Source organism: Sphingomonas sp. Leaf231, assembly GCF_001421995.1.
Taxonomy (GTDB): Bacteria; Pseudomonadota; Alphaproteobacteria; order Sphingomonadales; family Sphingomonadaceae; genus Sphingomonas.
The window spans coordinates 18,167-42,812 of sequence record NZ_LMLS01000004.1; the positions used below are offsets into that span (position 1 = coordinate 18,167).

At 68.2% G+C, this 24,646-nt stretch carries 19 protein-coding genes, 1 tRNA gene and 1 other annotated feature; of the genes, 11 read left to right on the plus strand and 9 right to left on the minus strand.

What is annotated here, in order from left to right; translation table 11 throughout:
• Nucleotides 1-2 precede the first annotated feature (2 nt).
• From ASE95_RS13160 to ASE95_RS13170, 3 genes are all read left to right on the plus strand, one after another.
• Nucleotides 3-1,082 (plus strand): M23 family metallopeptidase, encoded by a 1,080-nt coding sequence (locus ASE95_RS13160; RefSeq protein ID WP_056637036.1) that lies wholly within the window; start codon nucleotides 3-5, stop codon nucleotides 1,080-1,082.
• A 24-nt stretch (nucleotides 1,083-1,106) separates the two neighbouring features.
• A complete protein-coding gene (gene tyrS, locus ASE95_RS13165; RefSeq protein WP_056637039.1) occupies nucleotides 1,107-2,333 on the plus strand; it encodes a tyrosine--tRNA ligase in 1,227 nt (408 codons plus the stop codon).
• Between the two features lie 66 nt (nucleotides 2,334-2,399).
• Nucleotides 2,400-2,711, plus strand: coding sequence for a PilZ domain-containing protein (locus ASE95_RS13170; protein ID WP_056637042.1), 312 nt, complete (start codon nucleotides 2,400-2,402; stop codon nucleotides 2,709-2,711).
• On the opposite strand, the gene ASE95_RS13175 is transcribed toward ASE95_RS13170, so the two are convergent.
• Nucleotides 2,708-3,145 carry a DMT family transporter gene (locus ASE95_RS13175; RefSeq protein WP_056637045.1) on the minus strand — a complete coding sequence of 146 codons (438 nt, stop codon included), beginning with the start codon at nucleotides 3,143-3,145 and terminating at the stop codon, nucleotides 2,708-2,710. The two genes, ASE95_RS13170 and ASE95_RS13175, sit on opposite strands and share 4 nt — an antisense overlap.
• An 11-nt stretch (nucleotides 3,146-3,156) precedes the next feature.
• Nucleotides 3,157-5,211 (minus strand): ATP-dependent DNA helicase RecG, encoded by a 2,055-nt coding sequence (gene recG / locus ASE95_RS13180; RefSeq protein ID WP_056637048.1) that lies wholly within the window; start codon nucleotides 5,209-5,211, stop codon nucleotides 3,157-3,159.
• 72 nt (nucleotides 5,212-5,283) lie between these two features.
• Here recG and ASE95_RS13185 point away from each other — a divergent pair, with 72 nt between their 5' ends.
• Together ASE95_RS13185 and mfd are read left to right on the plus strand one after the other, a co-directional pair.
• Nucleotides 5,284-5,559 (plus strand): FAD assembly factor SdhE, encoded by a 276-nt coding sequence (locus ASE95_RS13185; RefSeq protein ID WP_056637051.1) that lies wholly within the window; start codon nucleotides 5,284-5,286, stop codon nucleotides 5,557-5,559.
• A gap of 2 nt (nucleotides 5,560-5,561) precedes the next feature.
• A complete protein-coding gene (gene mfd, locus ASE95_RS13190) occupies nucleotides 5,562-9,017 on the plus strand; it encodes a transcription-repair coupling factor (protein WP_056637054.1) in 3,456 nt (1,151 codons plus the stop codon).
• Between the two features lie 13 nt (nucleotides 9,018-9,030).
• On the opposite strand, the gene ASE95_RS13195 is transcribed toward mfd, so the two are convergent.
• Both ASE95_RS13195 and ASE95_RS13200 read right to left on the minus strand, forming a co-directional pair.
• Nucleotides 9,031-9,435: a YybH family protein gene (locus ASE95_RS13195; RefSeq protein WP_156348040.1), complete on the minus strand. Its 405-nt coding sequence runs from the start codon at nucleotides 9,433-9,435 to the stop codon at nucleotides 9,031-9,033.
• A 4-nt stretch (nucleotides 9,436-9,439) separates the two neighbouring features.
• Complete coding sequence (locus ASE95_RS13200; RefSeq protein WP_082450140.1) at nucleotides 9,440-10,720, minus strand: GGDEF domain-containing phosphodiesterase; 1,281 nt, start codon at nucleotides 10,718-10,720, stop codon at nucleotides 9,440-9,442.
• 88 nt (nucleotides 10,721-10,808) lie between these two features.
• Between ASE95_RS13200 and moaA the strand changes: the two genes are divergently transcribed.
• From moaA to ASE95_RS13220, 4 genes are all read left to right on the plus strand, one after another.
• Nucleotides 10,809-11,819 (plus strand): GTP 3',8-cyclase MoaA, encoded by a 1,011-nt coding sequence (gene moaA, locus ASE95_RS13205; RefSeq protein WP_056637060.1) that lies wholly within the window; start codon nucleotides 10,809-10,811, stop codon nucleotides 11,817-11,819.
• Nucleotides 11,816-12,595, plus strand: a complete 780-nt coding sequence (locus ASE95_RS13210; RefSeq protein ID WP_056637064.1) for an NAD kinase — start codon at nucleotides 11,816-11,818, stop codon at nucleotides 12,593-12,595. The genes moaA and ASE95_RS13210 overlap by 4 nt, the downstream gene beginning before the upstream one ends.
• A gap of 67 nt (nucleotides 12,596-12,662) precedes the next feature.
• A tRNA-Asn gene (locus ASE95_RS13215) sits at nucleotides 12,663-12,737 on the plus strand.
• A 160-nt stretch (nucleotides 12,738-12,897) separates the two neighbouring features.
• Nucleotides 12,898-13,506: a CC0125/CC1285 family lipoprotein gene (locus ASE95_RS13220; protein WP_056637714.1), complete on the plus strand. Its 609-nt coding sequence runs from the start codon at nucleotides 12,898-12,900 to the stop codon at nucleotides 13,504-13,506.
• Nucleotides 13,507-13,570: 64 nt separating this feature from the next.
• Here ASE95_RS13220 and ASE95_RS13225 read toward each other — a convergent pair whose 3' ends face one another.
• The 3 genes from ASE95_RS13225 to ASE95_RS13235 form a co-directional block, all read right to left on the minus strand.
• On the minus strand, nucleotides 13,571-15,055 hold the full coding sequence (locus tag ASE95_RS13225) for a SulP family inorganic anion transporter (RefSeq protein WP_056637067.1): 1,485 nt from the start codon (nucleotides 15,053-15,055) through the stop codon (nucleotides 13,571-13,573).
• 67 nt (nucleotides 15,056-15,122) lie between these two features.
• Nucleotides 15,123-15,178, minus strand: a sequence feature (sul1 is cis-regulatory element that is thought to sense ions involved in sulfur or methionine metabolism; They are found in Alphaproteobacteria).
• A 517-nt stretch (nucleotides 15,179-15,695) separates the two neighbouring features.
• Complete coding sequence (gene secA / locus ASE95_RS13230; RefSeq protein ID WP_056637070.1) at nucleotides 15,696-18,431, minus strand: preprotein translocase subunit SecA; 2,736 nt, start codon at nucleotides 18,429-18,431, stop codon at nucleotides 15,696-15,698.
• An 88-nt stretch (nucleotides 18,432-18,519) separates the two neighbouring features.
• On the minus strand, nucleotides 18,520-18,786 hold the full coding sequence (locus ASE95_RS13235; RefSeq protein WP_056637073.1) for a hypothetical protein: 267 nt from the start codon (nucleotides 18,784-18,786) through the stop codon (nucleotides 18,520-18,522).
• 65 nt (nucleotides 18,787-18,851) lie between these two features.
• Here ASE95_RS13235 and argJ point away from each other — a divergent pair, with 65 nt between their 5' ends.
• Together argJ and ASE95_RS13245 are read left to right on the plus strand one after the other, a co-directional pair.
• Entirely contained in the window at nucleotides 18,852-20,078 is a 1,227-nt protein-coding gene (gene argJ / locus ASE95_RS13240) for a bifunctional glutamate N-acetyltransferase/amino-acid acetyltransferase ArgJ (protein WP_056637074.1), read from the plus strand.
• Nucleotides 20,079-20,085: 7 nt separating this feature from the next.
• The gene (locus ASE95_RS13245; RefSeq protein ID WP_056637078.1) at nucleotides 20,086-20,697 is read left to right on the plus strand and encodes a glutathione S-transferase family protein; all 612 of its coding nucleotides are present in this window, start codon (nucleotides 20,086-20,088) and stop codon (nucleotides 20,695-20,697) included.
• A gap of 104 nt (nucleotides 20,698-20,801) precedes the next feature.
• Here ASE95_RS13245 and trxA read toward each other — a convergent pair whose 3' ends face one another.
• Nucleotides 20,802-21,125, minus strand: a complete 324-nt coding sequence (gene trxA, locus ASE95_RS13250; RefSeq protein ID WP_056637081.1) for a thioredoxin — start codon at nucleotides 21,123-21,125, stop codon at nucleotides 20,802-20,804.
• A gap of 47 nt (nucleotides 21,126-21,172) precedes the next feature.
• Nucleotides 21,173-24,625, minus strand: coding sequence for a double-strand break repair helicase AddA (addA, locus tag ASE95_RS13255; RefSeq protein WP_056637083.1), 3,453 nt, complete (start codon nucleotides 24,623-24,625; stop codon nucleotides 21,173-21,175).
• Between the last annotated feature and the right edge of the window lie 21 nt (nucleotides 24,626-24,646).

A 24,646-nucleotide genomic window follows, 5' to 3' on the forward strand; every position in this document is an offset into this window, starting at 1 on the left:
GCATGAAGGCGGCCACGGGAATTTCGGCGGCGCTGCTGCTCGCGGCATGTATTCCCGCCGGCGCGCCACCGTTCCCAAGCGCACCCTATCCTTCACCGACGTCCGTCCACCCGGAACCCGCTTCTGACCCACCGCCCCCGGCTGCGGAACCATCGAAAACCCGCGCGGCGCGGGTGCAACAACTGCCCGCCGCTCGTCCCGCATGGGAGGCGCGCCCGGTTTCCGCCGGCGCGCGGCTGGTGCGCGCGCAGGACATCGTCGTCAGGCCGGGCGACACGCTGGGCGCGATCGCCACGCGCACCGGGGCGGCCGTCGCGGCGATCGCGCGCCGTAACGCGCTGTCGCCGCCCTACATCCTGCGTGCGGGCCGGCGGCTGGAGATACCCGGCGGCCGCTATCACCGCGTCGAACCCGGCCAGACCGGGATCGCGATCGCGCGTGCCTATGGTGTACCGTGGAGCCAGGTGATCGCCGCCAACGACCTGCGCGATCCCTTCCTGCTGATGACCGGCCAGCGCGTCCTGATCCCCGCAGTGCCCGCCTCCGCTGCGGATCGTGCCGCCGCCTTCACCCTGGACGTCGATACGATCCTGACCGGCGGCGAGCCGGCGGTGGCAAGCGGACGGGCACCGGTTCGCCCCGTCGCCGGCGCCTCGCGCGTCCCCTCGCCGACCGTACCGATCGCCGGCCCCAGCGCAGCACCCGGACGCTTCGCCTGGCCGCTCTACGGTCGGATCGTCCGCCGCTTCGGTGCGGGGGCCAGCGGGGAGCGCTTCGACGGGATCGAGATCGCGGTCGCTTCGGGTACGGAGGTGAAGGCCACCGCCGCCGGCACCGTCGCCTATGCCGGGGACGGCATCGCCGCGCTCGGCGGGCTGGTGATCGTCCGGCATGGCGGCAACTGGACATCGATCTACGGACATGCCGGCAAGCTGCTGGTACGGCGCGGACAGGCGGTGACGCGTGGACAGGTCGTCGCGCTCAGCGGCGCAACCGGCTTCGCGGACCAGCCCGAGCTGCATTTCGAGCTGCGTCGCGGGCGCACGCCGATCGATCCGGTCACGCAATTGCCGCGCCGCTGACCTGCGTGTAACGAACGCGGCGTCATGACCCAATACCAGTCCGATCTGCTCCGCACGCTGTCCGCCCGCGGCTACATCCACCAGATGACCGACGCGGCGACGCTTGATACGTTGGCGGCGAAACAGGTCGTGCCCGGCTATATCGGCTTCGATCCGACTGCCCCGTCGCTGCACGTCGGCAGCCTGGTGCAGATCATGCTGTTGCGCCGCCTGCAACAGGCCGGCCACAAGCCGGTCGTGCTGATGGGGGGCGGCACTGGCAAGATCGGCGACCCCAGCTTCAAGGATGAGGCGCGCAAGCTGAACAGCGACGCGGTGATCGCGACGAACATCGCCGGCATCCGGCGGATATTCGATCGCTTCCTCACCTTCGGCGACGGACCGAGCGACGCGGTGATGCTCGACAACGCCGAGTGGCTCGACAAGCTGGAATACATCCCGTTCCTGCGCGAGGTCGGGCAGCATTTCAGCGTCAACCGTATGCTCGGGTTCGATTCGGTCAAGTTGCGGCTCGACCGCGAGCAATCGCTGTCGTTCCTCGAATTCAATTACATGATCCTGCAAGGCTACGACTTCCGCGAACTGTCGCGGCGGCAGGGCGTGCGGCTCCAGATGGGCGGCAGCGACCAATGGGGCAATATCGTCAACGGCGTCGAACTGGCGCGGCGGATGGACGGTGTCGAAGTGTTCGGCGTCACCACCCCGCTGCTCACCACCGCCTCGGGCGAGAAGATGGGCAAGACGGTCGCGGGTGCCGTGTGGCTGCACGAGGATCAGCTGCCGCACTTCGATTACTGGCAATTCTGGCGCAACACCGACGACCGCGACGTCGGCCGGTTTCTGCGGCTGTTCACCGACCTGCCGCTGGATGAGATCGCGCGGCTGGAATCGCTGGAAGGCGCGGAGATCAACGAGGCCAAGAAGCTCCTTGCCAACGAAGCGACCGCGATGTGCCGGGGACGCGACGCGGCCGAGGGTGCCGCCGAAACCGCACGTCGAACCTTCGAGGAGGGCGCGAGCGGCGCTTCGCTACCGTCGATCGTCGCTGGCGGCGCGACGCCGCTGGTCGACGTGCTTGTCGCGCTCGGCTTCGCGAGTTCCAAGGGGGAGGCGCGTCGCCTCATCAAGGGCGGCGGCGCACGCATCGACGGAGAGAAGATCGCCGACGAAGCTGCGGTGGTGACGGTCGGCGATGCGCCGGTGCGCATCTCCGCGGGCAAGAAGCACCATGGCATCGTTAACCCCGCCTAACGACTTTGCTCACTCCGCGTTAACCGCCGTCGGGCGATAGCCGGGGGGTAGCGTAGGAGGACGAACATGCCCGCACGACAGGCGATGATGGCGTATGAGGATCGGGTCGAGCCGCGCGACGAAACGCTGCATCGCGCGCGACTTAGCAGCGCCGATGGAAACGCCTGGCTGGTGACGATCGTCAACCTTTCGCCGAACGGATTCATGGCGCGCTGTGATGACGCAATCGCCGTCGGCACCGCCGTGACCGTCACCTTCCCGGTGGTGGGCGCGTTCGTCGCAGAGGTCCGCTGGGCATTGGGAGGCCGGATCGGCTGCAAGCTATCGCGGGAAGTGCCGCCGGCGCTGTACCAGTTCGTGTTGCAGGCGATGCGCTAACCGCGCCGGAACACCACGACACCGATCAGCACCAGGGCGATTCCCGCGAGCTTCGTCACCGTGACCGGTTGCTGCGGCAGATCCAGCAAGCCGAAATGATCGAGCGTCAGTGCCGCCGCCAGCTGGCTGGCGATCGCGACGCTCAACGCCGCCGCGATTCCCATCCGCGGTGCCGCGAAGGCCAACGCCGCGACAAACGCCGCGCCGTACAATCCGCCGAGCCATGCCCACCACGGCGCGCTGCGCAGCGCCGATAACGGCGTGCGATCGACCGCCCACACCGCCAGCAACGTCGCCGTGCCGATCGCGAAGGAGACCAGCGCCGCCAGCCATACCGATCCCGATGCGCGCGCCAGCGCGGCGTTGGTCGGCGGCTGGATCGCCAGTCCCAGCCCGGCGATCACGACGATGACGATCGGCAAGAAACCAGCCATGGGTACGTCCCTTATCCCGAGCGCAGCAGCGCGACGCCCGCATCGCGCTCGAACAGGTACAATGCGACCCGCGCCGCCTGGCCGCGCGCACCGCTCAACCCGCCATCGCGATCGATCAGCAGCCGCGCGTCGTCGGTCGCCGCCGGCAGCAGCTCGGACAGCAGATCGGGCGTGGCGAGCCGGAACATCGCCTCGCCGGATTGGCGCACGCCCAGCAACTCGCCCGCACCACGCAGCCGCAGATCCTCCTCGGCGATGCGGAAGCCGTCGTTGGTCTCGCGCATCAGCGCCAGCCTTGCGCGCGCCGTTTCGCTGAGCGCGTTCCCCCGCAGCAACAGGCACACCGACCTGCCCCCGCCACGTCCGACCCGCCCGCGCAACTGATGCAGCTGCGCCAGCCCGAAACGGTCGGCATGCTCGATCACGATCAGCGTCGCGTTGGGCACGTCGACCCCGACCTCGATCACCGTCGTCGCGACCAGCACGCCGGTCTCGCCCGCCGCGAAGCGCGCCATCACGGCATCCTTCTCCGGCCCCTTCATCCGCCCGTGCACCAGGCCGACGCGGTCGCCGAACCGGCTGGCCAGCGCCGCCGCACGCGCCTCCGCGGCTTGCAGGTCGCTGGTTTCGCTTTCCTCGACCAGCGGGCAGACCCAATAGGCTTGCTTGCCCTCCGACAGATGCCGGCCGAGCGCGTTGACCACTTCGTCGACGCGTTCCTCCGACAGGACGCGCGTCTCGATCGGCTCGCGTCCCGGTGGCATTTCGTCCAGCCGGCTCTGGTCCATCTCGCCATGCAGCGCGAGGGTCAGCGTCCGCGGGATCGGCGTCGCGGTCATCGCCAGCACGTGCGGCGGGGTGCGCCCCTTGTCCTGCAACAACATCCGTTCCGCCACGCCGAACCGATGCTGCTCGTCGACGACCACCAGCCCCAGATCGCGGTACGTCACCGCTTCCTGGAAAATGGCATGCGTGCCGATCAGGATGTGAATCGATCCGTCCGCCACCCCCATCAACGTCGCCTCGCGCACCCGGCCCTTGTCACGACCGGTCAGCACCGCGATCTCAATCGGCAGCCCGGCGAGCAGGCGCCGCAAGGTTTCGTGATGCTGCCGCGCCAGGATTTCGGTCGGGGCCAGCAACGCGCCCTGTGCGCCCGCCTCGACCGCAATCAGCAACGCCAGCGCCGCCACCAGGGTCTTTCCCGAGCCGACGTCGCCCTGCAACAGCCGCAGCATCGGTGCGGCTTGTGCCAGATCGCCCTCGATCTCGCGCACGCTGCGCGCCTGCGCGCCGGTCGGCTGGTACGGCAGCCGCAGCATGTCGCGCAAATGCCCGTCGCCCTGCAACGCCCGCCCACGTCGCTTGCGCGTGTCGGCGCGAACGATCGACAGCGCCAGCTGGTTCGCGAACACCTCGTCATACGCCAGCCGTGCGCGGGCGACCGCATCCGATGGATCGCCATGCAGCCGCGCCACCGCCTCGCGCCACGCCGGCCACTCACGCTGCGCCTTCAGGCTCGGCTCGATCCACTCGGGCAGGTCGGGCGCGCGCGCCAGCGCCTGTTCGATCAAGCCGCCCAGCCGCCGCGACGTCATGCCCTCGGTCAGCGGATAGATCGCCTCACGCTCGCGAAAGCCGTCCTCCTCACCGCCCACTTCCGGATGGATGATCTGCAGATCCTGCCCATATTGGTCGAGCCGTCCGGACACGCGCTTCGCTTCGCCCAGCGGCAGCAGCTTGCGCACGCGCCCCGATCCGCCGCCGAAGAACACCAGACCTACCGTGTTGCCGTGCGCGTCCGCCGCCAGCACGCGGGTCGGCGCACGCGGGCTGCTGCTGGTGCGGTAATCCGTCGGGGTCAGCGTGATCGCGATCGTGCGCCCGACGTCACCATGCAGCAATTCCTCGCGCGGCAGCCGGTCGACCCAGCCGGAGGGCAAATGGAACAGCAGATCCAGCACGCGCGCGATCCCCAGCCGGTCGAGCGGACGCGCAAGGGCGGGGCCGATGCCTTTGAGCGCCTCCACTTCGGCAAACAGCGGATTGAGGATATCGGGTCGCATGACTATCTGGGGTCGATACCCTGCCCCGACGGCCGCCGCCAGCGTCCGCCGGTCGTTTTGCATTGGAACGTCATGGATCACGACATCCGCCTGAAACGTCTGCGCTTCCGTGCGTGGCATCGCGGCACGCGCGAGGCCGACCTGATGATCGGCGGCTTCTTCGACGCGCATGGAGCGTCGTGGAGTGCCGAACAGCTCGACTGGTTCGAGCGCCTGCTGGAGGAGCAGGACGTCGACATCATGGGCTGGGCGATCGGATCGATTTCCTGCCCGCCCGAATGGAATGGCGCGATGATGGACACGATGCGCCGGATCGATTTCGTCACCGTCCTCGATACCGGAATGTGATATTGCCCGACCTTTCCACGATCCTGAAGGCCACCGTTCCGCTCACCCTGTCAGGGGTGCCGGGAGGATTTCTGCCGTCGCTGCTCGCCGATCTGGCGCGGGCCGCCCCGCGCCGCGCGGTGTTCGTCGCCGCCGACGAAGCGCAGATGCGCAGCATCGCGGTCACTGCGCCGTTCTTCGCGCCGGAGCTTGAGGTCGTTCAGCTGCCCGCGTGGGACTGCCTGCCCTACGACCGCGCCTCGCCGACGCTGCGGGTCATGGCGGAGCGGATCGGCGCGCTGCATCGCTTGCAGCAAAAGCCGCGCGGCCCGCAGCTCGTGCTCACCACCGTCAACGCGTTGACGCAGCGTACGTTGACGCCGTTCCGCATCCGCCAATTGGTCGCGGAGCTCAAACCCGGCGCGCGGATCGGCCGCGACCGGCTCGGCGCGCTGTTGCAGGCCAACGGCTATGTCCGCACCGATACCGTCCACGATCAGGGCGAATATGCGGTGCGCGGCGGGATCGTCGACCTGTTCCCCAGCGGCGAGGAGAATGCGCTGCGGCTGGACTTCTTCGGCGACGAGATCGAAAGCGTCCGCACCTTCGATCCCGCGGACCAACGCACCACCGGGCGTCTCGACGGCTTCGTCCTGCTGCCCGCGTCCGAGGCGCTGCTGGACGAGGAGAGCATCAAGCGGTTCCGCACCCAGTACCGCGAGAAGTTCGGTGCGACCGCGACCGGCGATCCGCTGTATCAGGCGGTCAGCGACGGGCGGCGGCTCGCCGGGATGGAGCATTGGCTGCCGCTGTTCGAGGAGAAGCTGGCGACGCCATGGGACCACCTCGGCGACGATGCGGTGGTCGTGCGCGACGCCGGCACGACCGCTGCGGTGGAGAGCCGGCTGGAGGCGGTCGCCGATTATTACGAGAATCGCAAACGCGCCGAGGCGGCGGAGCCGGGCAGCTATCGCGCCTTGCCCGCCAAGACCCTGTACCTCGACGAGGCTGAGTGGCGCGAAGAGGTGGCGGGGATGCCCGCGCATCTTACCACGCCGTTCCACGAACCCGCATCGTCCACCGTATTGGACTTCAACGTCGACGGTCCGCGCGACTTCGCGCCGGAACGCGCCAACCAGGCCAACGTCTACGAAGCGGTCGTGGCGCATGTCGCGCGACTGAAGAAGGACGGACGCAAGCCGATCCTCGCCAGCTATTCGGTTGGCGCGCGTGATCGGCTGAAGAACCTCCTTGACGATCACGGGCTGGCCGGGGCGCGGCTGGCGGATAGCTGGCAGGACGCATTGGGCGCGGCGGATCGCGGCGTCGCGCTGACCGTCGTCGGCCTGGATCACGGTTTCACCGCGCCCGGCGTGGCGGTGCTGACTGAGCAGGACATGCTGGGCGACCGGCTGGTCCGTCGCGCCAAGCGGCGTAAATCCGCCGATGCTTTCCTCGCGGAACTCGCCACGCTGACGCCGGGCGATCTGGTCGTCCACAGCGATCACGGCATCGGCCGCTACGTCGGTTTGACTCAGGTTCCGGTCGCCAAGGCGCCGCACGATTGCGTCCAGCTGGAATATGCCGGCGGCGACAAGCTCTACATACCCGTCGAAAACCTCGAGGTCCTGTCACGCTACGGATCGTCGGAGGAAGGCGCCAGCCTCGACCGGCTCGGCGGCGAGGCATGGCAGCGTCGCAAGAGCCGCATGAAGGAGCGGATCCGCGAGATCGCGGGAACGCTGATCGCAGTCGCCGCAGAGCGCGCTTTGCGTCCCGGCGAAGTCGCCGAACGCGATTCGAGCGGCTATCCCGCTTTTGTCGATCGTTTCCCCTATGAGGAAACCGACGATCAGGATCGCGCGATCGAGGAGGTGCTGGGCGATCTGGCGGCGGGCAAGCCGATGGATCGGCTGATCGTCGGCGACGTCGGCTTCGGGAAGACCGAAGTCGCGCTGCGCGCCGCGTTCGTTGCGGCGATGGCCGGAATGCAGGTCGCGGTCGTCTGCCCGACCACGTTGCTGGCGCGCCAGCATTACAACAATTTCGTGCAGCGTTTCGAAGGCTTCCCGCTGGAGATCGGTCGCCTGTCGCGGCTGGTGACGGCGTCGGAGGCAAAGAAGACCAAGGACGGTCTGGCCAACGGCACGGTCGATATCGTCATCGGCACCCATGCGCTGCTGGCGAAGGGCGTTGATTTCAAGCGGCTCGGGCTGGTCGTGGTCGACGAGGAACAGCGGTTCGGCGTGACGCACAAGGAGCGGCTGAAAACGCTGCGCGCCGACGTCCATATGCTGACGCTCACCGCGACGCCGATCCCGCGCACCCTCCAAATGGCGATGGGCGGCCTGCGCGAGCTGTCGGTCATCCAGACCCCGCCGGTCGATCGTCTCGCGGTCCGCACCTATGTCATGCCGTGGGATCCGGTCGTGCTGCGCGAGGCGTTGCTGCGCGAACATTATCGCGGCGGGCAGAGTTTCCTCGTCACGCCGCGGATCGCCGACCTGCCCGACATCGAGGAGTTCCTGCGCCGCGAGGTGCCCGAGATCCGCTACGTCATCGCGCACGGACAGATGAGCCCGACCGACGTGGAGGAGCGGATGAGCGCCTTCTACGACAAGAAGTTCGAGGTACTGGTGTCGACCTCGATCATCGAGAGCGGCATCGACATCCCGTCCGCCAACACGATGATCGTCAACCGCGCGGACCGGTTCGGGCTGGCGCAGCTGTACCAGTTGCGTGGCCGCGTCGGCCGGTCGAAGACCCGCGCTTATGCGTATATGGTCGCCCCGCCGGAACGACAGATGACCGATGCCGCGGAGAAGCGCCTGAAGGTGCTGAGCGATCTCGATTCGCTGGGCGCGGGTTTCCAGCTTGCCAGCCACGACCTCGACATCCGCGGCGCGGGCAATCTGCTCGGCGACGAGCAGTCCGGGCATATCAAGGAAGTCGGCTACGAACTCTACCAGTCGATGCTGGAAGAGGCGATCATGGAGGCCAAGGCCGGCGGCCTGCGCGAACGCCAGCGCGACTTCTCGCCGCAGATCACGGTCGACGCGCCGATCCTGATCCCGGAGGAATATGTCCCCGATCTCGACCTGCGCATGGGGCTGTATCGCCGCCTGAACGACATCGATGAGGTTCAGGGGCTGGATGCGTTCGCCGCCGAGATGATCGACCGGTTCGGCCCGCTGCCCGAGGCGACCGACAATCTGGTGCGGATCATGGAGATCAAGCTCCACGCGCGAAAGGCGTGCATCGCCAAGCTGGATGTGGGGCCGAAGGGCGCGCTCGTGGCATTTCACGACGATACGCCGCCGAACGTGCCGGCCCTGCTCGCCTATGTCGACAAGCTGGGCGGCGTCGCGAAGCTGCGCCCAGACAGCAAGCTGGCGCTGACCCGCGCCTGGGCCGATCCGAAGGCGCGGCTCCACGGCGCGCTGCAATTGTCGAAGGGGCTGGCGAAGGCGGCGGGGTAACCGCCGCCGTCGATCAGCTGCTGTGGTCGGAAATGATCCGCCAGCCGTCCTTGCGCCGCTCGAACAGCAGCGTCGTCAGCCCGGTCTGGGGCGCGGCGCCGGAAGGGGTCAGCGTCCAGCGCGCGACATGCAGGACGTGCACCGCGCTCAGCGGCCGCCACGCCAGCGGCTGGAAGCTCAGCCGCCCGCGAGTATTGCGGCCGGCCACGAAGCTTTTGGCGTAACTCTCCGCGATTGCCGGCTTTCCTTGCACCACCTTGTCCCCGGCGACATAGACCGCGTCGGGTGCGTAGATGGCCGTGAAGCGGGCGAGATCGCCGGCGTTCCAACCTGCGGCACTTTCCGCCATCGCAGCGGATACCGCCGCCTGCGGCGTACTCGCGGCGGCGGCCGCGACGATCAGCAAACCCATCGTCATCCGCTTATCCCCGCTTGCGCTCGTTCGTGACCAGCTCGATCAGCGCAGCGTCGTCCAGCGGCTCCGCGCAGAGAAATCCCTGATAGAAGGTGCAACCGCGCGCTGCCAGCAACAGCCGCTGCGCCTCCGTCTCCACCCCTTCGGCGATCGTCTCCAGCCCCAGCCCTTCGGCGATCGCGAGCACGCCCTGCATCACCACCCGGTTCCGTGGGTCGTTCACCGCCGCCTGCGTCAGGCTGCGGTCGATCTTCAGGTAATCGAGCGGCAACCGTGCGACATAGGACAGGCTGGAGTAACCGGTTCCGAAATCGTCCAGCGCCACCCGGCATCCTGCGGCACGCAGCGCCGCCAGCGCCGCGCCCGCCGCGTGGAGATTGTCGATCATCGCCCCTTCGGTCACCTCGGCGGTGACGCGCCCCGGTGCGATCCCGGCTTCGCGCACCCGCGCCAGAAAGCGGCTGACGAACGGGGTGCGCGACAGGTCGGTCGCGGTGACGTTCACCGCGATCCGCAAGCGGGCCAGCGCGTCGGGCCAGTCCGCCGCGCGACGCAGCGCCAGCGCCTGGATATGATCCGACAGCGCGATCCCCAGCCCCGCGCGATCAGCGGCCGCCAGCAATGTCTCCGCCCCCAACATGCCGAGCCGCGGGTGGTGCCACCGCGCCAGCGCCTCCACGCCGGTGATCCGCCCGTCGATCAATTGTACCTGCGGCTGGAAGCGGACGTCGATTTCCTGCCGCTCCAACGCGCGGTGGAGGTCGGCCGCCAGCGCCGCGAGCGACACGCCCCTACCGTCCGCCGCAATCCGGCGGGTCGCGCCTTCGTTGGCGCGGGCATAGGCCAATGCCTCTGCCGAACGGCGCAACAGCTGATCGAGCGGCTCGTCCGCCGCCATGCGCGCCACGCCGATCCGGGCGCCCAGCTGGATCGTCTCGGCATCGATCTCGAACGGATGCTCCAGCGCCCGTTCGATCGCGTCCACCGCTGCGTCGCCGACCTGTTCCTCACCATCGACCAGGATCGTGAAGGTCGCGCCGCTGCGCACCGCCGCCGTGCGGAATTCCGCCACCGCCCCACTCAGCCGTGCGTCGATCGCATCGACCAGCTGGTCCGCGGTTGCCCGCCCGTAAGCGGCATTGACGATCTCGAAGCTGGTCGGCGCTACCGTGACCGCAGTGACGCCGGCACGGGCGGCGGCGACCAGATGTTCCTGATCCTCGCTGGCAGTTCGTTCGCCGCGACGCCGTCCAGCGGCACGTTGCATGGTTCGGGAGTGACGCTCCATGACACCGTGGTAGGGTGCGCGGAGCGATGCGGCAATCCGATCTTGCCGGGTGATGAACGACTCAATAGCTTTCGGCGTTGTGACGACAATGACTCAGAACGACAGCGCGGCTGCGCCGCTCATCGACGGCTTCGGCCGCACCATCCGCTACCTGCGCGTGTCGGTGACGGATCGCTGCGATCTGCGCTGCCGCTATTGCATGGCGGAGGAAATGACCTTCCTTCCCCGCGCCAGCATCGCCACGCTGGAGGAACTTGCGATCATCGCCGAACGGTTCGTGGCGCGCGGCGTGCGCAAGATCCGCCTGTCGGGCGGTGAGCCGCTGGTCCGGCGGGACGTGATGCAATTGGTGCAAAGGCTGGGCCGGCATGTCGGCGACACGCTCGACGAACTGACGATGACCACCAACGGCACCCGGCTGCGCGAACACGCCCCGGCGCTGCGCGATGCAGGCATTCGCCGCCTGAACGTCAGCCTCGACAGCCGTGACCCCGCGCTTTTCCGTCATGTTACCCGGCACGGGGATGTGGCGCAGGTGCTGGACGGGATCGCCGCCGCGCGCGATGCCGGACTTGCCGTAAAGGTCAACATGGTGGCGCTGAAAGGCCTCAACGAGGATGAGATCGCCACGATGCTCGGCTGGTGCGTTGCGGAGGGTCACGACCTGACGTTGATCGAGACGATGCCTTTGGGTGCCGTAGACGAGGATCGCACCGATCGTTTCCTGCCGCTGACCGTCGTCAAGGAACGTCTGGACGCCCGCTTCTCGCTGTTCCATGACGCCGCGCAGACCGGTGGGCCGGCACGTTACTGGCGGGTGGACGGCGGGCCGACCCGGCTGGGGTTGATCTCGCCATTGACGCAGAACTTCTGCGACGGGTGCAACCGCGTACGGCTGACCACCGAGGGGCGGCTCTACACTTGTCTGGGCCACGACGATCACCGCGATCTGCGGGCCGCGCTGCGCGACGGCGGCGTGCCCGCGCTCGACGCCATGATCGAAGATGCGCTAGCCACCAAGCCGCGCCGTCACGATTTCCGGATCGGCCGCGACGAAGCGCCCGCGGTGGCACGGCATATGAGCGTCACCGGCGGATGAGCCAATATCCGCGGCGTGCGCTGGTCGCCTCGCCCACCCCCCCGGCCCAGGCCGCGCGCGCCGAGCTTGCCGATGCATGGGATTGGTGCCCGCTGGAGGAAGCCGATCTCGTCGTCGCTCTGGGCGGCGACGGTTTCATGCTTCAGACGCTGCACCTGCTGCTCGAACGTCGCCGCGCGGTGGTGCCGGTCTATGGCATGAATCTCGGCACGGTCGGGTTCCTGATGAACGAATGGCGTCGCCATGACCTCGACGGACGGATCGAGCGGGCGCGCGCCTTCAAGGTCACACCGCTGACCGCCACCGCCACCGCCGGCGATGGACGCCTGCACACCCTGCCCGCGATCAACGAGGTCTCGCTGCTCCGCGAGACGCGGCAGACCGCGAAGCTGGAAGTCAGGATCAACGACCGCATCGTACTTGACGAATTATCGTGTGACGGCATCCTCGTCGCCACGCCCGCCGGGTCGACCGCCTACAATCTGTCCGCACATGGCCCGATCCTGCCGCTGGGTTCGCGGATGCTGGCGCTGACGCCGATCAGCGCGTTTCGGCCCCGGCGCTGGCGCGGTGCGATCCTGCCCGACAAGACGCGGGTGTCGCTGCGCGTGCTGGACGGCGGCAAGCGCCCGGTTTCCGCGGTCGCCGACCACCGCGAGATCCGCGACGTGGTGCAGGTCGATATCGAGATGGACCGCGCCCGCGAGTTGACGCTGCTGTTCGATCCCGAACATGCGCTGGACGATCGCATCACCATGGAGCAGTTCGTCGCCTGAACGGCACCGATCGCAATAAGGGTCTTGCGCCGCGCAAAAGCGGCTTTATAGACCCCCTCCACGACGTTCCCTGATAGCTCAGCGGTAGAGCTCTCGACTGTTAATCGAGCGGCCGTAGGTTCGAATCCTACTCAGGGAGCCAGTCGTTTCGGACTGCCGCGGCGCATGCGCGTCGGGTGCTTGCCGCAGGTGAAGCAATCGCCTTCCGCTCGTGATGGAGCGTTTATGTTCATCGCACGTTCCACTCATCTCGGCTAAGCGACGATTCGTCGCGCCGTAACGGTGCGTTGGAGAGTGCCATGATGAAGAAGTTCGGCCGCTCGGCAATGATCATCGCGCTGGCGGCCAGCACGACGCTGGTGGCTGCGTGCGCCACCGAAACCGCCTATCGACCCGCCACCGGCAATGGCTTCTATCGCACCGGCTACAGCGACGTGCGGATCGAGCCGAATCGCTACCGCATCACCTTCGCCGGCAACACCGTTACCGATCGTGACGTGGTGGAGCGGTATCTGCTGTTCCGCGCGGCCGAGCTGACGTTGCAGAACGGTTATGATTACTTCGTGATGGCCGATCGCGACACCGATCGTCAGGCCCGTACCTATTCGACGCCGGGCTTCGGCGGCGGTGGTTGGGGTCCGGGCTTCGGCGCGTTCGGTGGCGGTCTGTGGGGGCCTCGCTGGGGCTTCTACGGTCGTGGCTTCGGTTATCGCGCCTGGGATCCGTTCTGGGGCGGTGGCTGGGGCGGCTGGGGTGGCGGTGCCGACATCCGGACGGTCGACCGGTACGAGGCATCGGCCGAGATCGTGATGTTCAAGGGCACGCCGGAACGGGGGAACGTCCGCGCCTTTAACGCGCGCAACGTCACCGAGTCGCTCGGGCCGACGATACGCCTGCCCAAGGCGTCGTAGCCGACGTTGATCGCTGGACTTGGACAAGGCGCCGGTCAGATCGACCGGCGCCCTTTTTCATGCATCAGTGCGGCGCCAGACCCAGCTCCACGCCGGTCTTGTCGTGCAAGGCGAAGCGATCGACGAGGTCGGCGCTGGCCCGGTCGTAACCGATCACCTCCACCACCGAACCGTCGCGGCGCAGGCGTGCGACGACCTTGTCGAGCGCGGCAACCCCCGAAATGTCCCAGAAATGCGCCGTCGACACGTCGATGACGACGGCGCGCCCCGCCTCCGCCACGAAAGCGCGGGTGAAGCGGTCGACGGAGGCGAAGAAGATCTCGCCGCGCACCTGGTAGCGCACCGGCACCCCATCGGTCCGCTCGACCGCGAACATCCGGCGTACCTTGCCGGCGAAGAAGATGCCCGACAGCAGCACGCCCGCCGCGACGCCCTGCGCCAGATCGCGGGTGGCGACGACGACGGCGACGGTCACCAGCATCACCACCGAGGATGTGGGCGGATGACGGCGCAGGTTGGCGATGGAATTCCAGCTGAACGTGCCGATCGACACCATTACCATCACCGCCACCAACGCGGGCATCGGGATGCGCCCGACGACCGGGCCGAGCACCGCGAGCAGGAACAGCAGGAACGCGCCGGCGACGAAGGTCGACAGCCGTTTGCGCCCGCCGGAAGTGACGTTGATGACCGACTGGCCGATCATCGCGCACCCGCCCATTCCGCCGACCAGCGCGGCGGCGATGTTGGCCCCGCCCTGCCCCATGCACTCGCGACGCTTGTCGCTGTCGGTATCGGTCATGTCGTCGACGATCTGCGCGGTCAGCATCGATTCGAGCAGCCCGACCGCCGCCATCGTCAGCGAGAACGGCAGGATGATCCGCAACGTCTCCCAGGTAAGCGGCACCTGCGGCAGCGCCAGCGAAGGCAACCCTTCCGGCAGCCGTCCCATGTCGCCGACGGTGCGAACCGGCATGCCGGACCAGATCGCGACGATCGTCAGCACGACGATCGCGACCAGTGGGGACGGCACCGCCTTCGTGACGCGCGGCAACAGATAGATGATCGCCAGAGCCGCAGCGACCATCGCATAGGTGTGCCACGTCACGCCGGTCAGCTGTGGCAGTTGCGCCATGAAGATCAGGATCGCCAAAGCGTTCACGAACCCGGTGATGACCGAGCGCGAGACGAACTGCATCAACAGATCAAGCCGCAGCAACCCGGCGACGATCTGGACGAGGCCCATCAGGATCGTCGCGGCGAAAAGGTAATCGACGCCGTGATCGCGGACCAGCGGGGTCACCAGCACCGCGACCGCGGCGGTCGCGGCGGAGATCATCGCCGGTCGTCCGCCGAGCAGCGAGACCACGATCGCGATGGCGATCGAGGCATAGAGGCCGACGCGCGGATCGACGCCGGCGATGATCGAGAAGCCGATCGCTTCGGGAATGAGCGCGAGGGCGACGACGACGCCGGCGAGGATCTCGCGGCGCGCCTCGCCCGCATCCGCGCACCACGCGGACCGGAAGTGGGAAATGAAAGAGGTCATGTGCCTGTCGTGAACGCAACACGTGTCCACGCGCGTACGACGACGCGACGAAAGGAATACACGTGGAGGTTGCCCGGCGGATCGGCGGCCGGGATAGCCACCCGGATTTGCACCGGGTCCATGCGGATGTGCGCCCTTACGCGACACCGGCCGGCGAAAGCAAGCGTGGCGCTTCGCGGGCGGAGCGACGGCGCGGAAGTTGACAAACCTCACACCACGTCGCGGTTCGGAACATTCGCCCGAGATCCGGGCAAGGTTCCGCTGTCACGTATCGAACGCGAACGGCCCCGTAGGGGCCGTGGACGGCACGAAGCGGAAGCGCGGATCAGGTCCGGGCGACGCGGGAGCGTGCAAGTCGGCGGAATGTCGATCCGGCACGATCGCGACATCGCTGGCGGACGGGTGGACGACGAAGCAAGCCGGGGCATGGCCACGATGATAACCCGGCCATGGGTTTGTAGGACAGGCGGGCCGTTCGCCGTTGCCCGTACACAGGCTCGCTGCCGCCCCGCTTGCCCGTGATCGCAAGGTGGCGAAGCGATCCAGGGCTTGCTGGTCCGGCTCCGGAGCGCTTCGCCACGCTCGCCATGACGGCGGGGGGCGCGGGGGCGCTACCTACCGCTCTCCCACCCGGCGTGCGTCAGGCGGCGCCGTGGCAATGCTTGTACTTGCGCCCCGACCCGCACGGGCATGGCGCATTGCGGCTGACCTGGCCTTCCCAATTGGCGGGATCGTCGCCGAGGTCCGCGCCGCTCGGCTGCGGAATCTGCAATGGCGGCAGCTGCGTGGTCACCAGACCGCGCGTGCCGGCATCGACGTCGTTGGAATTGTCCTCCCCGGTGAACGGGTCGAAATGGGTGGTGATGAAGTCCGGCAGGTCGGGCAGCGGCGGCGGTGCCTGCAACTGGAACTCGGCGAAGGCGATCGTGCGCGTGACGTCCTCACGGATCGCCTCCAGCATCCGCTGGAACAGGTTGAACGCCTCCTGCTTGTATTCGTTAATCGGCGTCTTCTGCGCATAGGCGCGCAGGTGCACCACCTGACGCAGCGCGTCGAGCATCGCGAGATGCTCCTTCCAGTGATGGTCGAGGTTCTGGAGCAGGATCGACTTTTCCACCGACGTCCACGTCGCGGGTTCGAGGTCGGCGGCCTTGGCCTCCACCATCGCATCCGCGGCCGCCTGCACGCGTTCCGTGACGATCTCCGGGTCGATCGCATCCTCGGTCAGCCAGTCGTCGATGGGTGGAGCCAGGTTCAGCACCTCGGCCAGCCGCGTCTTCATCCCCTCGACATCCCATTGCTCGGGATAGGAATTCGGCGGGCAGGCCTCACCGACGATCGCGTTGACCGTCTCGGCACGCATGTCGGTCACGACGTCGCCGACCGTGTCGGCATCCATGATGTCGGCGCGCTGTTCGTAGATTACCTTGCGCTGGTCGTTCATCACGTCATCATATTCGACGACCTGCTTGCGGATGTCGTAATTGCGCGCCTCGACCTTCTTCTGCGCGGTCTCGATCGCCTTGGTCAGCCACTTGCTGCCGATCGCCTCACCGTCGTTGATGTTGTTGCGCATCATCTTGGCGAACAAGGTATCCGGGCCGAAGATGCGCAGCAGGTCGTCGTCCAGCGACAGGTAGAAGCGGCTGAGCCCGGGATCGCCCTGACGCCCCGAACGGCCGCGCAACTGGTTGTCGATGCGGCGGCTTTCGTGCCGCTCGGTCGCCAGCACGAACAGGCCGCCGGCCTCCAGCACCTTTTGCTTCTCGGCCCCGATCTCGGCGCGGATCTGCTCGATCGCGGCGTCGCGGTCCGGCCCCTCGGGCATGCCCGCCAGCTCGTCCTCGACGCGCATCTCCAAATTGCCGCCCAGCTGGATGTCGGTGCCGCGCCCCGCCATGTTGGTCGCGATCGTCACCGCGCCCAGCCGTCCGGCCTGCGCGACGATATGCGCTTCCCGCTCGTGATAGCGTGCGTTCAGCACCGAATGGTCGACGCCCTCCTGCCGGAGGAATTCGCTGAGCAGTTCGGACTTCTCGATCGACACGGTGCCGACCAGCACCGGCTGCCCGGTTTCGGCATGTTCGCGGATCTTCTTGGCGATCGCGCGGAACTTGTCCTGCGTGTCCTTGTAGAATTCGTCCTCTTCGTCGACGCGGTGCACCGGCTTGTTGGTAGGGATCGTCACCACGCTCATCTTGTAGATGTCGTAGAACTCGGCCGCCTCGGTCGCCGCGGTGCCGGTCATCCCCGCCAGCTTGGGGTACATGCGGAAGTAGTTCTGGAAGGTGATCGAGGCCATCGTCTGGTTCTCGGGTTCGATCTGCACGCCTTCCTTGGCCTCGACCGCCTGGTGCAGGCCGTCGGACCAACGGCGGCCGTCCATCATGCGCCCGGTGAATTCGTCGATGATGACGACCTTGCCGTCCTTGACGATGTAATCGGTGTCCCGCTTGAACATCGCGTTCGCGCGCAGCGCCTGGTTCAGGTGGTGCACCACCTGCGTATTCTCGAAATCATACAGGTTGGCGCCTTCCAGCAGACCGGCCGCTTCCAGCAACCGCTCGGCGCGCTCGGTGCCATCCTCGGTCAGGACGATCGACTTCTGCTTCTCGTCCTTCTCGTAATCCTCCTCGTTCAGCTGCTTCACGATCGCGTCGACACCGATGTACAGTTCGGACTTGTCGTCGGTCGGGCCGGAGATGATCAACGGGGTGCGCGCCTCGTCGATCAGCACCGAATCGACCTCGTCGACGATCGCCATCGCGAACGGGCGTTGCACCATCGACGCGCGATCGTACTTCATGTTGTCGCGCAGATAATCGAAGCCGAATTCGTTGTTCGTGCCGTACGTGATGTCGGCGGCATAGGCCTGGCGGCGCTGCTCGTCCGACAGATTGGGGACGATCACCCCGGTGGTCAGCCCCAGGAAGCGATAGACCCGGCCCATCCAGTCGGCGTCGCGACTGGCGAGATAGTCGTTGACGGTGATGACGTGGACGCCGTCACCCGGCAGCGCGTTGAGATAGGTGGCGAGCGTGGCGACCAGCGTCTTGCCCTCGCCGGTGCGCATCTCGGCGATTTCGCCGCGATGAAGGACGATGCCGCCGATCATCTGCACGTCGTAATGGCGCTGGCCCAGCACGCGCTTCGCGGCCTCGCGCACGGTTGCGAATGCTTCGGGCAGCAATTGGTCGAGCGTTTCGCCGTTCGCCATCCGCTCGCGGAAGTGCGTGGTCTGCTGCGCCAGCGTGTCGTCGTCCATCGCCTGCAGCGTGGGTTCGAACGAGGCGATCTTCGCGAGGATCGGGTTGAGCGACTTGACGTAACGGTCGTTGGACGAACCGAAGAGCGATTTGGCAATGCCGCCGAACATGGGCGTGATCCTGTATCTGGAAGCGGCGCGGCTCCGCCCCTGTCGGGCGGCCGCGCGGGAGGAAATGGCGTGAAGGACGGGCCGCGCGCTATTCGCGCCGGCGGCTCGCGAAGATCGGCTGTGCCGCGACGAACGTGAAGGCACGTGCACGCGGGGCGGCGACCTGGTCGGCGACGGTCACGTCGACCTGCGCGGGCCTGGCCGCGATCCGCCGCGCCGCGCCCGCGATCGCCGCGGCGTTCACCTGCTGCGCGACCGTCTGCGCAACCTGCGGCTGACGCACGCTCGCGCCCGTACCGGTCAACGCCGAGATCAGCGCGGAAAGGAGCAGGAGCAGGTTCACGGAGCCGGACATAAGCCCTCCGACACGAATTTCACTAAAATAGTGAAAAGCGCGGGCCGTGTGGATATGGCGCGGGCATGTCATCGGCCACCTCCCCGCTCGCCACGCCCTTCCCCGAAATGCCGCCGATCGCCGGCGTGCGGCTGCGCGTCGCGCGGGCGCGGTACAAGGAATGGGATCGCACCGATCTGACCTTCGTCGATTTCGTGCCGGGCACGACCGTGGCGGGCGTGCTGACGCAATCGAAATGCCCGTCGCCGGAGGTGGAGTGGTGCCGCCGCGCGCTGGTGCTGGGTCAGGCGCGGGCGCTGGTCGTCAACGCCGGCAATTCCAATGCCTTCACCGGAGAGCGCGGGCGTGACGCGGTGGAGGCGATCGCGGCGCAGGCGGCGCAGGCGATCGGATGCCAGCCATCCGACGTGTTCGTCGCTTCCACCGGGGTGATCGGCGTGCCCTTGCCGATCGACAAGGCGCAGGCCGGCCTGGCGGCGGCGTTCGTTGCGCCGGAAGCGGACTGGCACGCGGCCGCCGAGACGATCGGCACCACCGACACCTATGCCAAGGGCGTCGGCGCGACCGCGATCGTCGGTGGCCGCCCCGTGACGATCGCCGCGATCATCAAGGGATCGGGGATGATCGCGCCCGACATGGCGACGATGCTGGGCTTCATCTTCACCGATGCCGCGGTCGAGGCGCCGTTCCTGCAAGCGGCGCTGGCCGCCGCCAATGCGCGCAGCTTCTCGTGCATCACCGTCGACGGCGACACCTCGACCAGCGACACCGTGCTCGCCTTCGCGACCGGCGCGGCGGGCAATGCGCCGCTCGCCGACGACGACAGCGAAGGTGCGGATGCGTTCCGCGCCGCGCTGGCGGATGTGTGCCGGCAGCTCGCCTTGCTGGTGGTTCGCGACGGCGAGGGCGCGACGAAGTTGATCGAGGTGACCGTGGAGGGCGCGGACAGCGACCGGTCGGCGCACCGCATCGCGATGTCGATCGCCAACTCGCCGCTGGTCAAGACCGCGATCGCCGGCGAAGACGCCAATTGGGGCCGCATCGTGATGGCCGTCGGCAAGGCGGGCGAGCCGGCCGAGCGCGACCTGCTGGCGATCCGCTTCGGCGCGACGCAAGTGGCCGAGGGCGGGCTGGCGGTCGCCGGATACGACGAGGCACCGGTCGCCGCCCACCTGCGCGGCCAGGAAGTGGAGATCGGCGTCGACCTGGGGCTGGGCGAAGGCCGGGCGACGGTGTGGACCTGCGACCTGACCCACGGCTACATCTCGATCAACGCCGATTATCGGAGCTGACGCGGCGATGCTGACGATCTGGGGCCGGCTGAATTCGCACAACGTCAAGAAGGTCGTCTGGATCGCCGAGGAACTCGGGCTGCCGTACCGGCGTCACGACGTCGGCGGTGTGTTCGGAATGGACGACGCCTATCTGGCGAAGAACCCGAATGCGCTGATCCCGACGATCGAGGACGACGGGGTGGTGCTGTGGGAATCGAACGCGATCCTGCGCTATCTGGTGGCGCGATATGGCGACGATACGATGTGGCCGGCCGATCCCGCGCGACGTGCGTTGGCGGACCGCTGGATGGACTGGCAGTTCGGCTACGCCGATGCGCAACGGGATGCGTTCGTGAACCTCGTGCGGCGTTCAGCCGACCAGCGCGACGAGGCCGCAGTCGAGCGGTCGGCGGCGGCATGTGGACGGATGATGGCGGTGCTCGACCGCCATCTCGCAGGTACACCCTGGCTGTCGGGCGACGCATTCGGCACCGGCGACATCCCGGTAGGCGTGTACGCCCACACCTATTTCGCGCTCGGCCTGGTCCGCGGCGAGGTGCCGCACGTCGCGAACTGGTATGCGCGGCTGCAGGAACGGCCCGGCTATGCCGCCAACGTGATGATCCCGCTGACCTGACGACAGCGACGATCGGTCGGCCTCGATGCGCCTCTCGGGAACAACCGCAAATTACGCCGATGGCGCGGCGGCGCCCTGCATGATCGCAGGCGCCGCCGCCAGCATCAGGCCAGTTCGCCCGCCAGCCACGCCTTCAGCTGATTCTTCGGCTCGGCTCCCACCTTGGTGGCGGCGGGCACGCCGCCCTTGAACAGGATCATCGTCGGGATGCCGCGCACGCCGTACTGGCCGGGTGAATCGGGGTTTTCGTCGATGTTGAGCTTGGCGATCGTCACCTGCTCGCCCAATTCCTCGCTGATCTCCTCCAGCGACGGGCCGATCAGCTTGCACGGGCCGCACCATTCGGCCCAGAAATCGACCAGCACCGGCTTGTCGGCGGAAAGCACGTCGTTCTGGAAGCTGGCGTCGGTGATCGTCTTCGTGGCCATGTCATTCTCCTTCGATGCGTCCAAACTAGGAAGCCGTGGGCGCGCGCTCAACCATCGGCGGCCAAGCTTTGCTCCGACCCGGCCAAGCGGCGCTTGATCGGGTCGAGTATCGCGGTCGGCAAGTCGATCATCCGCGGCCCGGCGGTGTACAGCAACGCGACCTGCACCGCCGCCCCCGGGAAGATCACCTCCAGCGCGGCGTGGTAGGCCGCCATCTGGCGCAAGTGATAGTCGGGCACGGCATCCAGGTCCGTCGGCACGCTGCGCCCGGTCTTGTAGTCGACCGCGCGCACCATGCCCTCGCCCACCAGCAGCCGGTCGATCACGCCGGAGATGACCCGCCCGCTCGGCAAAGTCGCTGCGATCGGTGCCTCGGCCAGCGCATCGCCGCCGAACAGCGGTGCGAAGCGCGGATCGTCGATCACCGCCAGCACCGGCGCGATCACCGCATCGGCATTCGCGACGCCGCGCGCCGCCAGCCAGCGCGCCGCCGCCGCGTGCCGGGTGGCCGGTGCGAGCGGCGGCAGACGCTCGAACAGCGCGTGCATCAGGCGGCCACGCTCCGCCGCATCGCGCGCGGCGGGCGCGGGCGGCGCATCGCTGACCTCGTCGTCGCCGACCGAGGACGGGGCGAGCGGGCGCGGCGGCTTCGCATCCTCGGGCGCGGGGCGGCGCGCCCAGCCGGGTAGCGCGACCGGCGCGGCGGGCGCGTCGCCCGCGCCCCCCTTTGGCGGCACCGCGCGCGCGGGCGAGCGCCCGGCGAAGACCCGCGCCTCCGCCTCCGCGGGCACGCCCAGCGCATCGAGCGTCCGCGCGGCGGCGGCGTACCAGCTCGCCTCCGGCGGCACGCCCTGCCATTTGGCGCTCAGCGATCCCGCGATCACCAGCCGTTCCTCGGCACGCGTCGCGGCGACATAGAACAGCCGCCAATGTTCCTGCCGCTCGCGCTGCTCGACCTGCGCCAGCGCGGCGTCGATCGCGCCGGCGCGCTCCGCGCTGCGTGGACGGAACACCGGCACCGGACGGTCGAACCCGTCGGGCGTCCACATCAAGGTCGATCGCGGCGACGAATCGGGATCGGCGGTGGCATCGGCCAGGATCACCAGCGGCGCCTGCAACCCCTTCGCCCCGTGCGCGGTCATCACCCGCACCGCGTCGAGCGGCGCGGAGGCATCGCGCACGATCTCCACCTCGTCACGTTCGAACCAGTCGAGGAAGCGTTGCAGCGACGGCGTCGACCCGGTCTCGAAATCCAGCGCGGCGTTCAGCAATTCCTCGATCGGATCGCGCGCTTCCTCGCCCAGCCGCGCCAGCAACTTGCGCCGCCCGTCGAGCGGGCCGGACAACAGCGTCTCCAGAAAGCGATACGGCGTGTCGAAATCGGCGCTGCCGAGCAATCCCGCCATCACCGCCACACGGTCGCCGTGATGCCGCGACAGGTGCCGCCACAGCGACCCCTGCCGCTCCACCGCGCGTTCCAGCAACTCGTCCTGCGTCCAGCCGATCAGCGGCGAAACCAGCAGGCTGGCGAGACTCAGATCGTCGTCGGGTTGCAACACGAAGCGGACCGCCGCCAGCAGATCCTGCACCGCCAGCGGCGCGGACAGCCGCAACCGGTCGACGCCCGCCACCGGCACCCCCTCCGCATAAAGCCGCGCCACCAGCAATTGCGCCAGTTCGCCGCGCCGCTTGACCAGGATCATCACATCCTCGGGCCGCAGCCGCCGCCCCTTGCTTTCCAGCATCAGCCCGCCGTGTTCGACCGGGCCGAGCCAGCGCTTCACCGCCTGCGCGATGCGGGTGGCATTGCCGCGAACCGCATCGTCGATCCACCCTTCCTCGCCACCGTCCTCGGCCTCGCTTGCGCCCGCCGCGATCGGTGGCCACAAGGTGACCGCGCCCGGCCCGGCGACGCGGCTGGCGTGCGCGGGGATGTCCTCCGCCGCGCCCAGCCCGGCCGCGCCGACCGTGGCGATCGCCTGATCCACGAACTCCAGCACCGGCGCGGTCGAGCGAAACGAATCGGTGAGCGACAGCCGGTCGAACGGCAGGCCGCGTTCGTGGTCGGGCATCATCTCGTCGCCGGACACGTCGCGCGCGCGCGCCGCGAAGTAATTCTCCGCAGCCAGGAAGTTGATCGGATCGGTGCCCTGGAATCCGAAGATCGCCTGTTTCAGGTCGCCGACCGTAAACAGCGTGCGCACCGATGGCGCGTAGACGCCGCGTCCGACGAAATATTCGTCGACCAGCGCGCGGATGATCGTCCACTGCGCGACGTTCGTGTCCTGCGCCTCGTCGACCAGCACATGTTCGGTGATCTGATCCAGCTTGTAGCGGATCCATTCGCCGATCCCCTCCTGCCGCAACAGCGCCACCGCCGCGCCGATCAGGTCGTCGAAATCGACCGCGCCGCTGCGCCGCTTCGCCGCGGCATAAGCGCGCGCATAATCGCGCCCGACCTCCAGCGCGGCACCAAGCCGGTCGGCATAGGCGGCGCGCACCCGCAGCGACAGCAACTCGCCGCACCAGCCGTGCATCGCCATCGCATGTTCGGCGTAATCGGGGTCGACGGGCGCGCGTCCCTTGCCGAACGACAGCGGATCGCCGTCCTTCTTCGCCCAGACCAGATGCAGCGCGTCGAGCGTCGCGGCGCGTTCGTCCACGTCCGCCGCCAACCATGCGCCGATCGCCCCGGCACGCTCGATGCCGCTCTTCGTGCCCCAGCCGCGGTTCAGCGCGGCGATGGTGTCCAGCGTCGCACGGTCGATCGCGTCGTCGCCGCACGATGCGCGAATATGCGCGGCGACGTCGCCGAGCGGCAGGCCAAGCTGCGTACGGACGAACGGTGCGATACCGGCGGGCAGCGCCTCCAGTCCGTCATGCGCACGCGCGCATTCGGCCAGGAATTGCTCCGCGCCCTGTTCGCCCAGCCGCACGCTCAGCGCGCCGATCGTCTCGACGGGCCGCGCCCGCCCCTCGCGCTCGGCCTGCACCAGCAGATCCGACAGCGCCTGCCGCCGCAGCAACGCTTCCTCGCGCGGCTCGATCGGGCGGAACCCCGGCACCAGCCCGGCCTCGATCGGAAAGGCGGCGAGCAAGCCCTGGCAGAACCCGTGAATCGTCTGGATGCGCAGCCCGCCGCCCGGCGCGTCGAGCACGCGCGCGAACAGCGTCCGCGCCCGCGCGATCAGCACCGCGGTCGGCCGCTCGCCCAGCGCGTCGAGATCCGCGCCCAGCGCGGTATCGGGCATCCGCACCCATGCCGCGAGCTGCCGATTGACGCGCGCCGCCATCTCCGCCGCGCCCGCCTTGGTGAAGGTCAGGCACAGGATCGACCCCGGCTCGACATCGCGCAACAACAGCCGGAACACGCGCGCCGCCAGCACCTGCGTCTTGCCGGTCCCCGCCGATGCCGACAGCCAGACATGCGCCTCCGGCCGGCTGGCGCGCAATTGCGCATCCTTCAACTGGGGCAGCGGCGCGACGGCGCGGGGGGTCATGCGGCAACTTCCATCGTGCGA

Excerpts from the sequence above, each read along its gene's own strand:
- ASE95_RS13160 (WP_056637036.1), top strand. The coding sequence starts at position 3 with ATGAAGGCGGCCACGGGAATTTCGGCGGCGCTGCTGCTCGCGGCATGT.
- tyrS (WP_056637039.1), top strand. The coding sequence starts at position 1,107 with ATGACCCAATACCAGTCCGATCTGCTCCGCACGCTGTCCGCCCGCGGC.
- ASE95_RS13170 (WP_056637042.1), top strand. The coding sequence starts at position 2,400 with ATGCCCGCACGACAGGCGATGATGGCGTATGAGGATCGGGTCGAGCCG.
- ASE95_RS13175 (WP_056637045.1), bottom strand. The coding sequence starts at position 3,145 with ATGGCTGGTTTCTTGCCGATCGTCATCGTCGTGATCGCCGGGCTGGGA.
- recG (WP_056637048.1), bottom strand. The coding sequence starts at position 5,211 with ATGCGACCCGATATCCTCAATCCGCTGTTTGCCGAAGTGGAGGCGCTC.
- ASE95_RS13185 (WP_056637051.1), top strand. The coding sequence starts at position 5,284 with ATGGATCACGACATCCGCCTGAAACGTCTGCGCTTCCGTGCGTGGCAT.
- ASE95_RS13195 (WP_156348040.1), bottom strand. The coding sequence starts at position 9,435 with ATGACGATGGGTTTGCTGATCGTCGCGGCCGCCGCCGCGAGTACGCCG.
- ASE95_RS13200 (WP_082450140.1), bottom strand. The coding sequence starts at position 10,720 with ATGGAGCGTCACTCCCGAACCATGCAACGTGCCGCTGGACGGCGTCGC.
- moaA (WP_056637060.1), top strand. The coding sequence starts at position 10,809 with ATGACTCAGAACGACAGCGCGGCTGCGCCGCTCATCGACGGCTTCGGC.
- ASE95_RS13210 (WP_056637064.1), top strand. The coding sequence starts at position 11,816 with ATGAGCCAATATCCGCGGCGTGCGCTGGTCGCCTCGCCCACCCCCCCG.
- ASE95_RS13220 (WP_056637714.1), top strand. The coding sequence starts at position 12,898 with ATGAAGAAGTTCGGCCGCTCGGCAATGATCATCGCGCTGGCGGCCAGC.
- ASE95_RS13225 (WP_056637067.1), bottom strand. The coding sequence starts at position 15,055 with ATGACCTCTTTCATTTCCCACTTCCGGTCCGCGTGGTGCGCGGATGCG.
- secA (WP_056637070.1), bottom strand. The coding sequence starts at position 18,431 with ATGTTCGGCGGCATTGCCAAATCGCTCTTCGGTTCGTCCAACGACCGT.
- ASE95_RS13235 (WP_056637073.1), bottom strand. The coding sequence starts at position 18,786 with ATGTCCGGCTCCGTGAACCTGCTCCTGCTCCTTTCCGCGCTGATCTCG.
- argJ (WP_056637074.1), top strand. The coding sequence starts at position 18,852 with ATGTCATCGGCCACCTCCCCGCTCGCCACGCCCTTCCCCGAAATGCCG.
- ASE95_RS13245 (WP_056637078.1), top strand. The coding sequence starts at position 20,086 with ATGCTGACGATCTGGGGCCGGCTGAATTCGCACAACGTCAAGAAGGTC.
- trxA (WP_056637081.1), bottom strand. The coding sequence starts at position 21,125 with ATGGCCACGAAGACGATCACCGACGCCAGCTTCCAGAACGACGTGCTT.
- addA (WP_056637083.1), bottom strand. The coding sequence starts at position 24,625 with ATGACCCCCCGCGCCGTCGCGCCGCTGCCCCAGTTGAAGGATGCGCAA.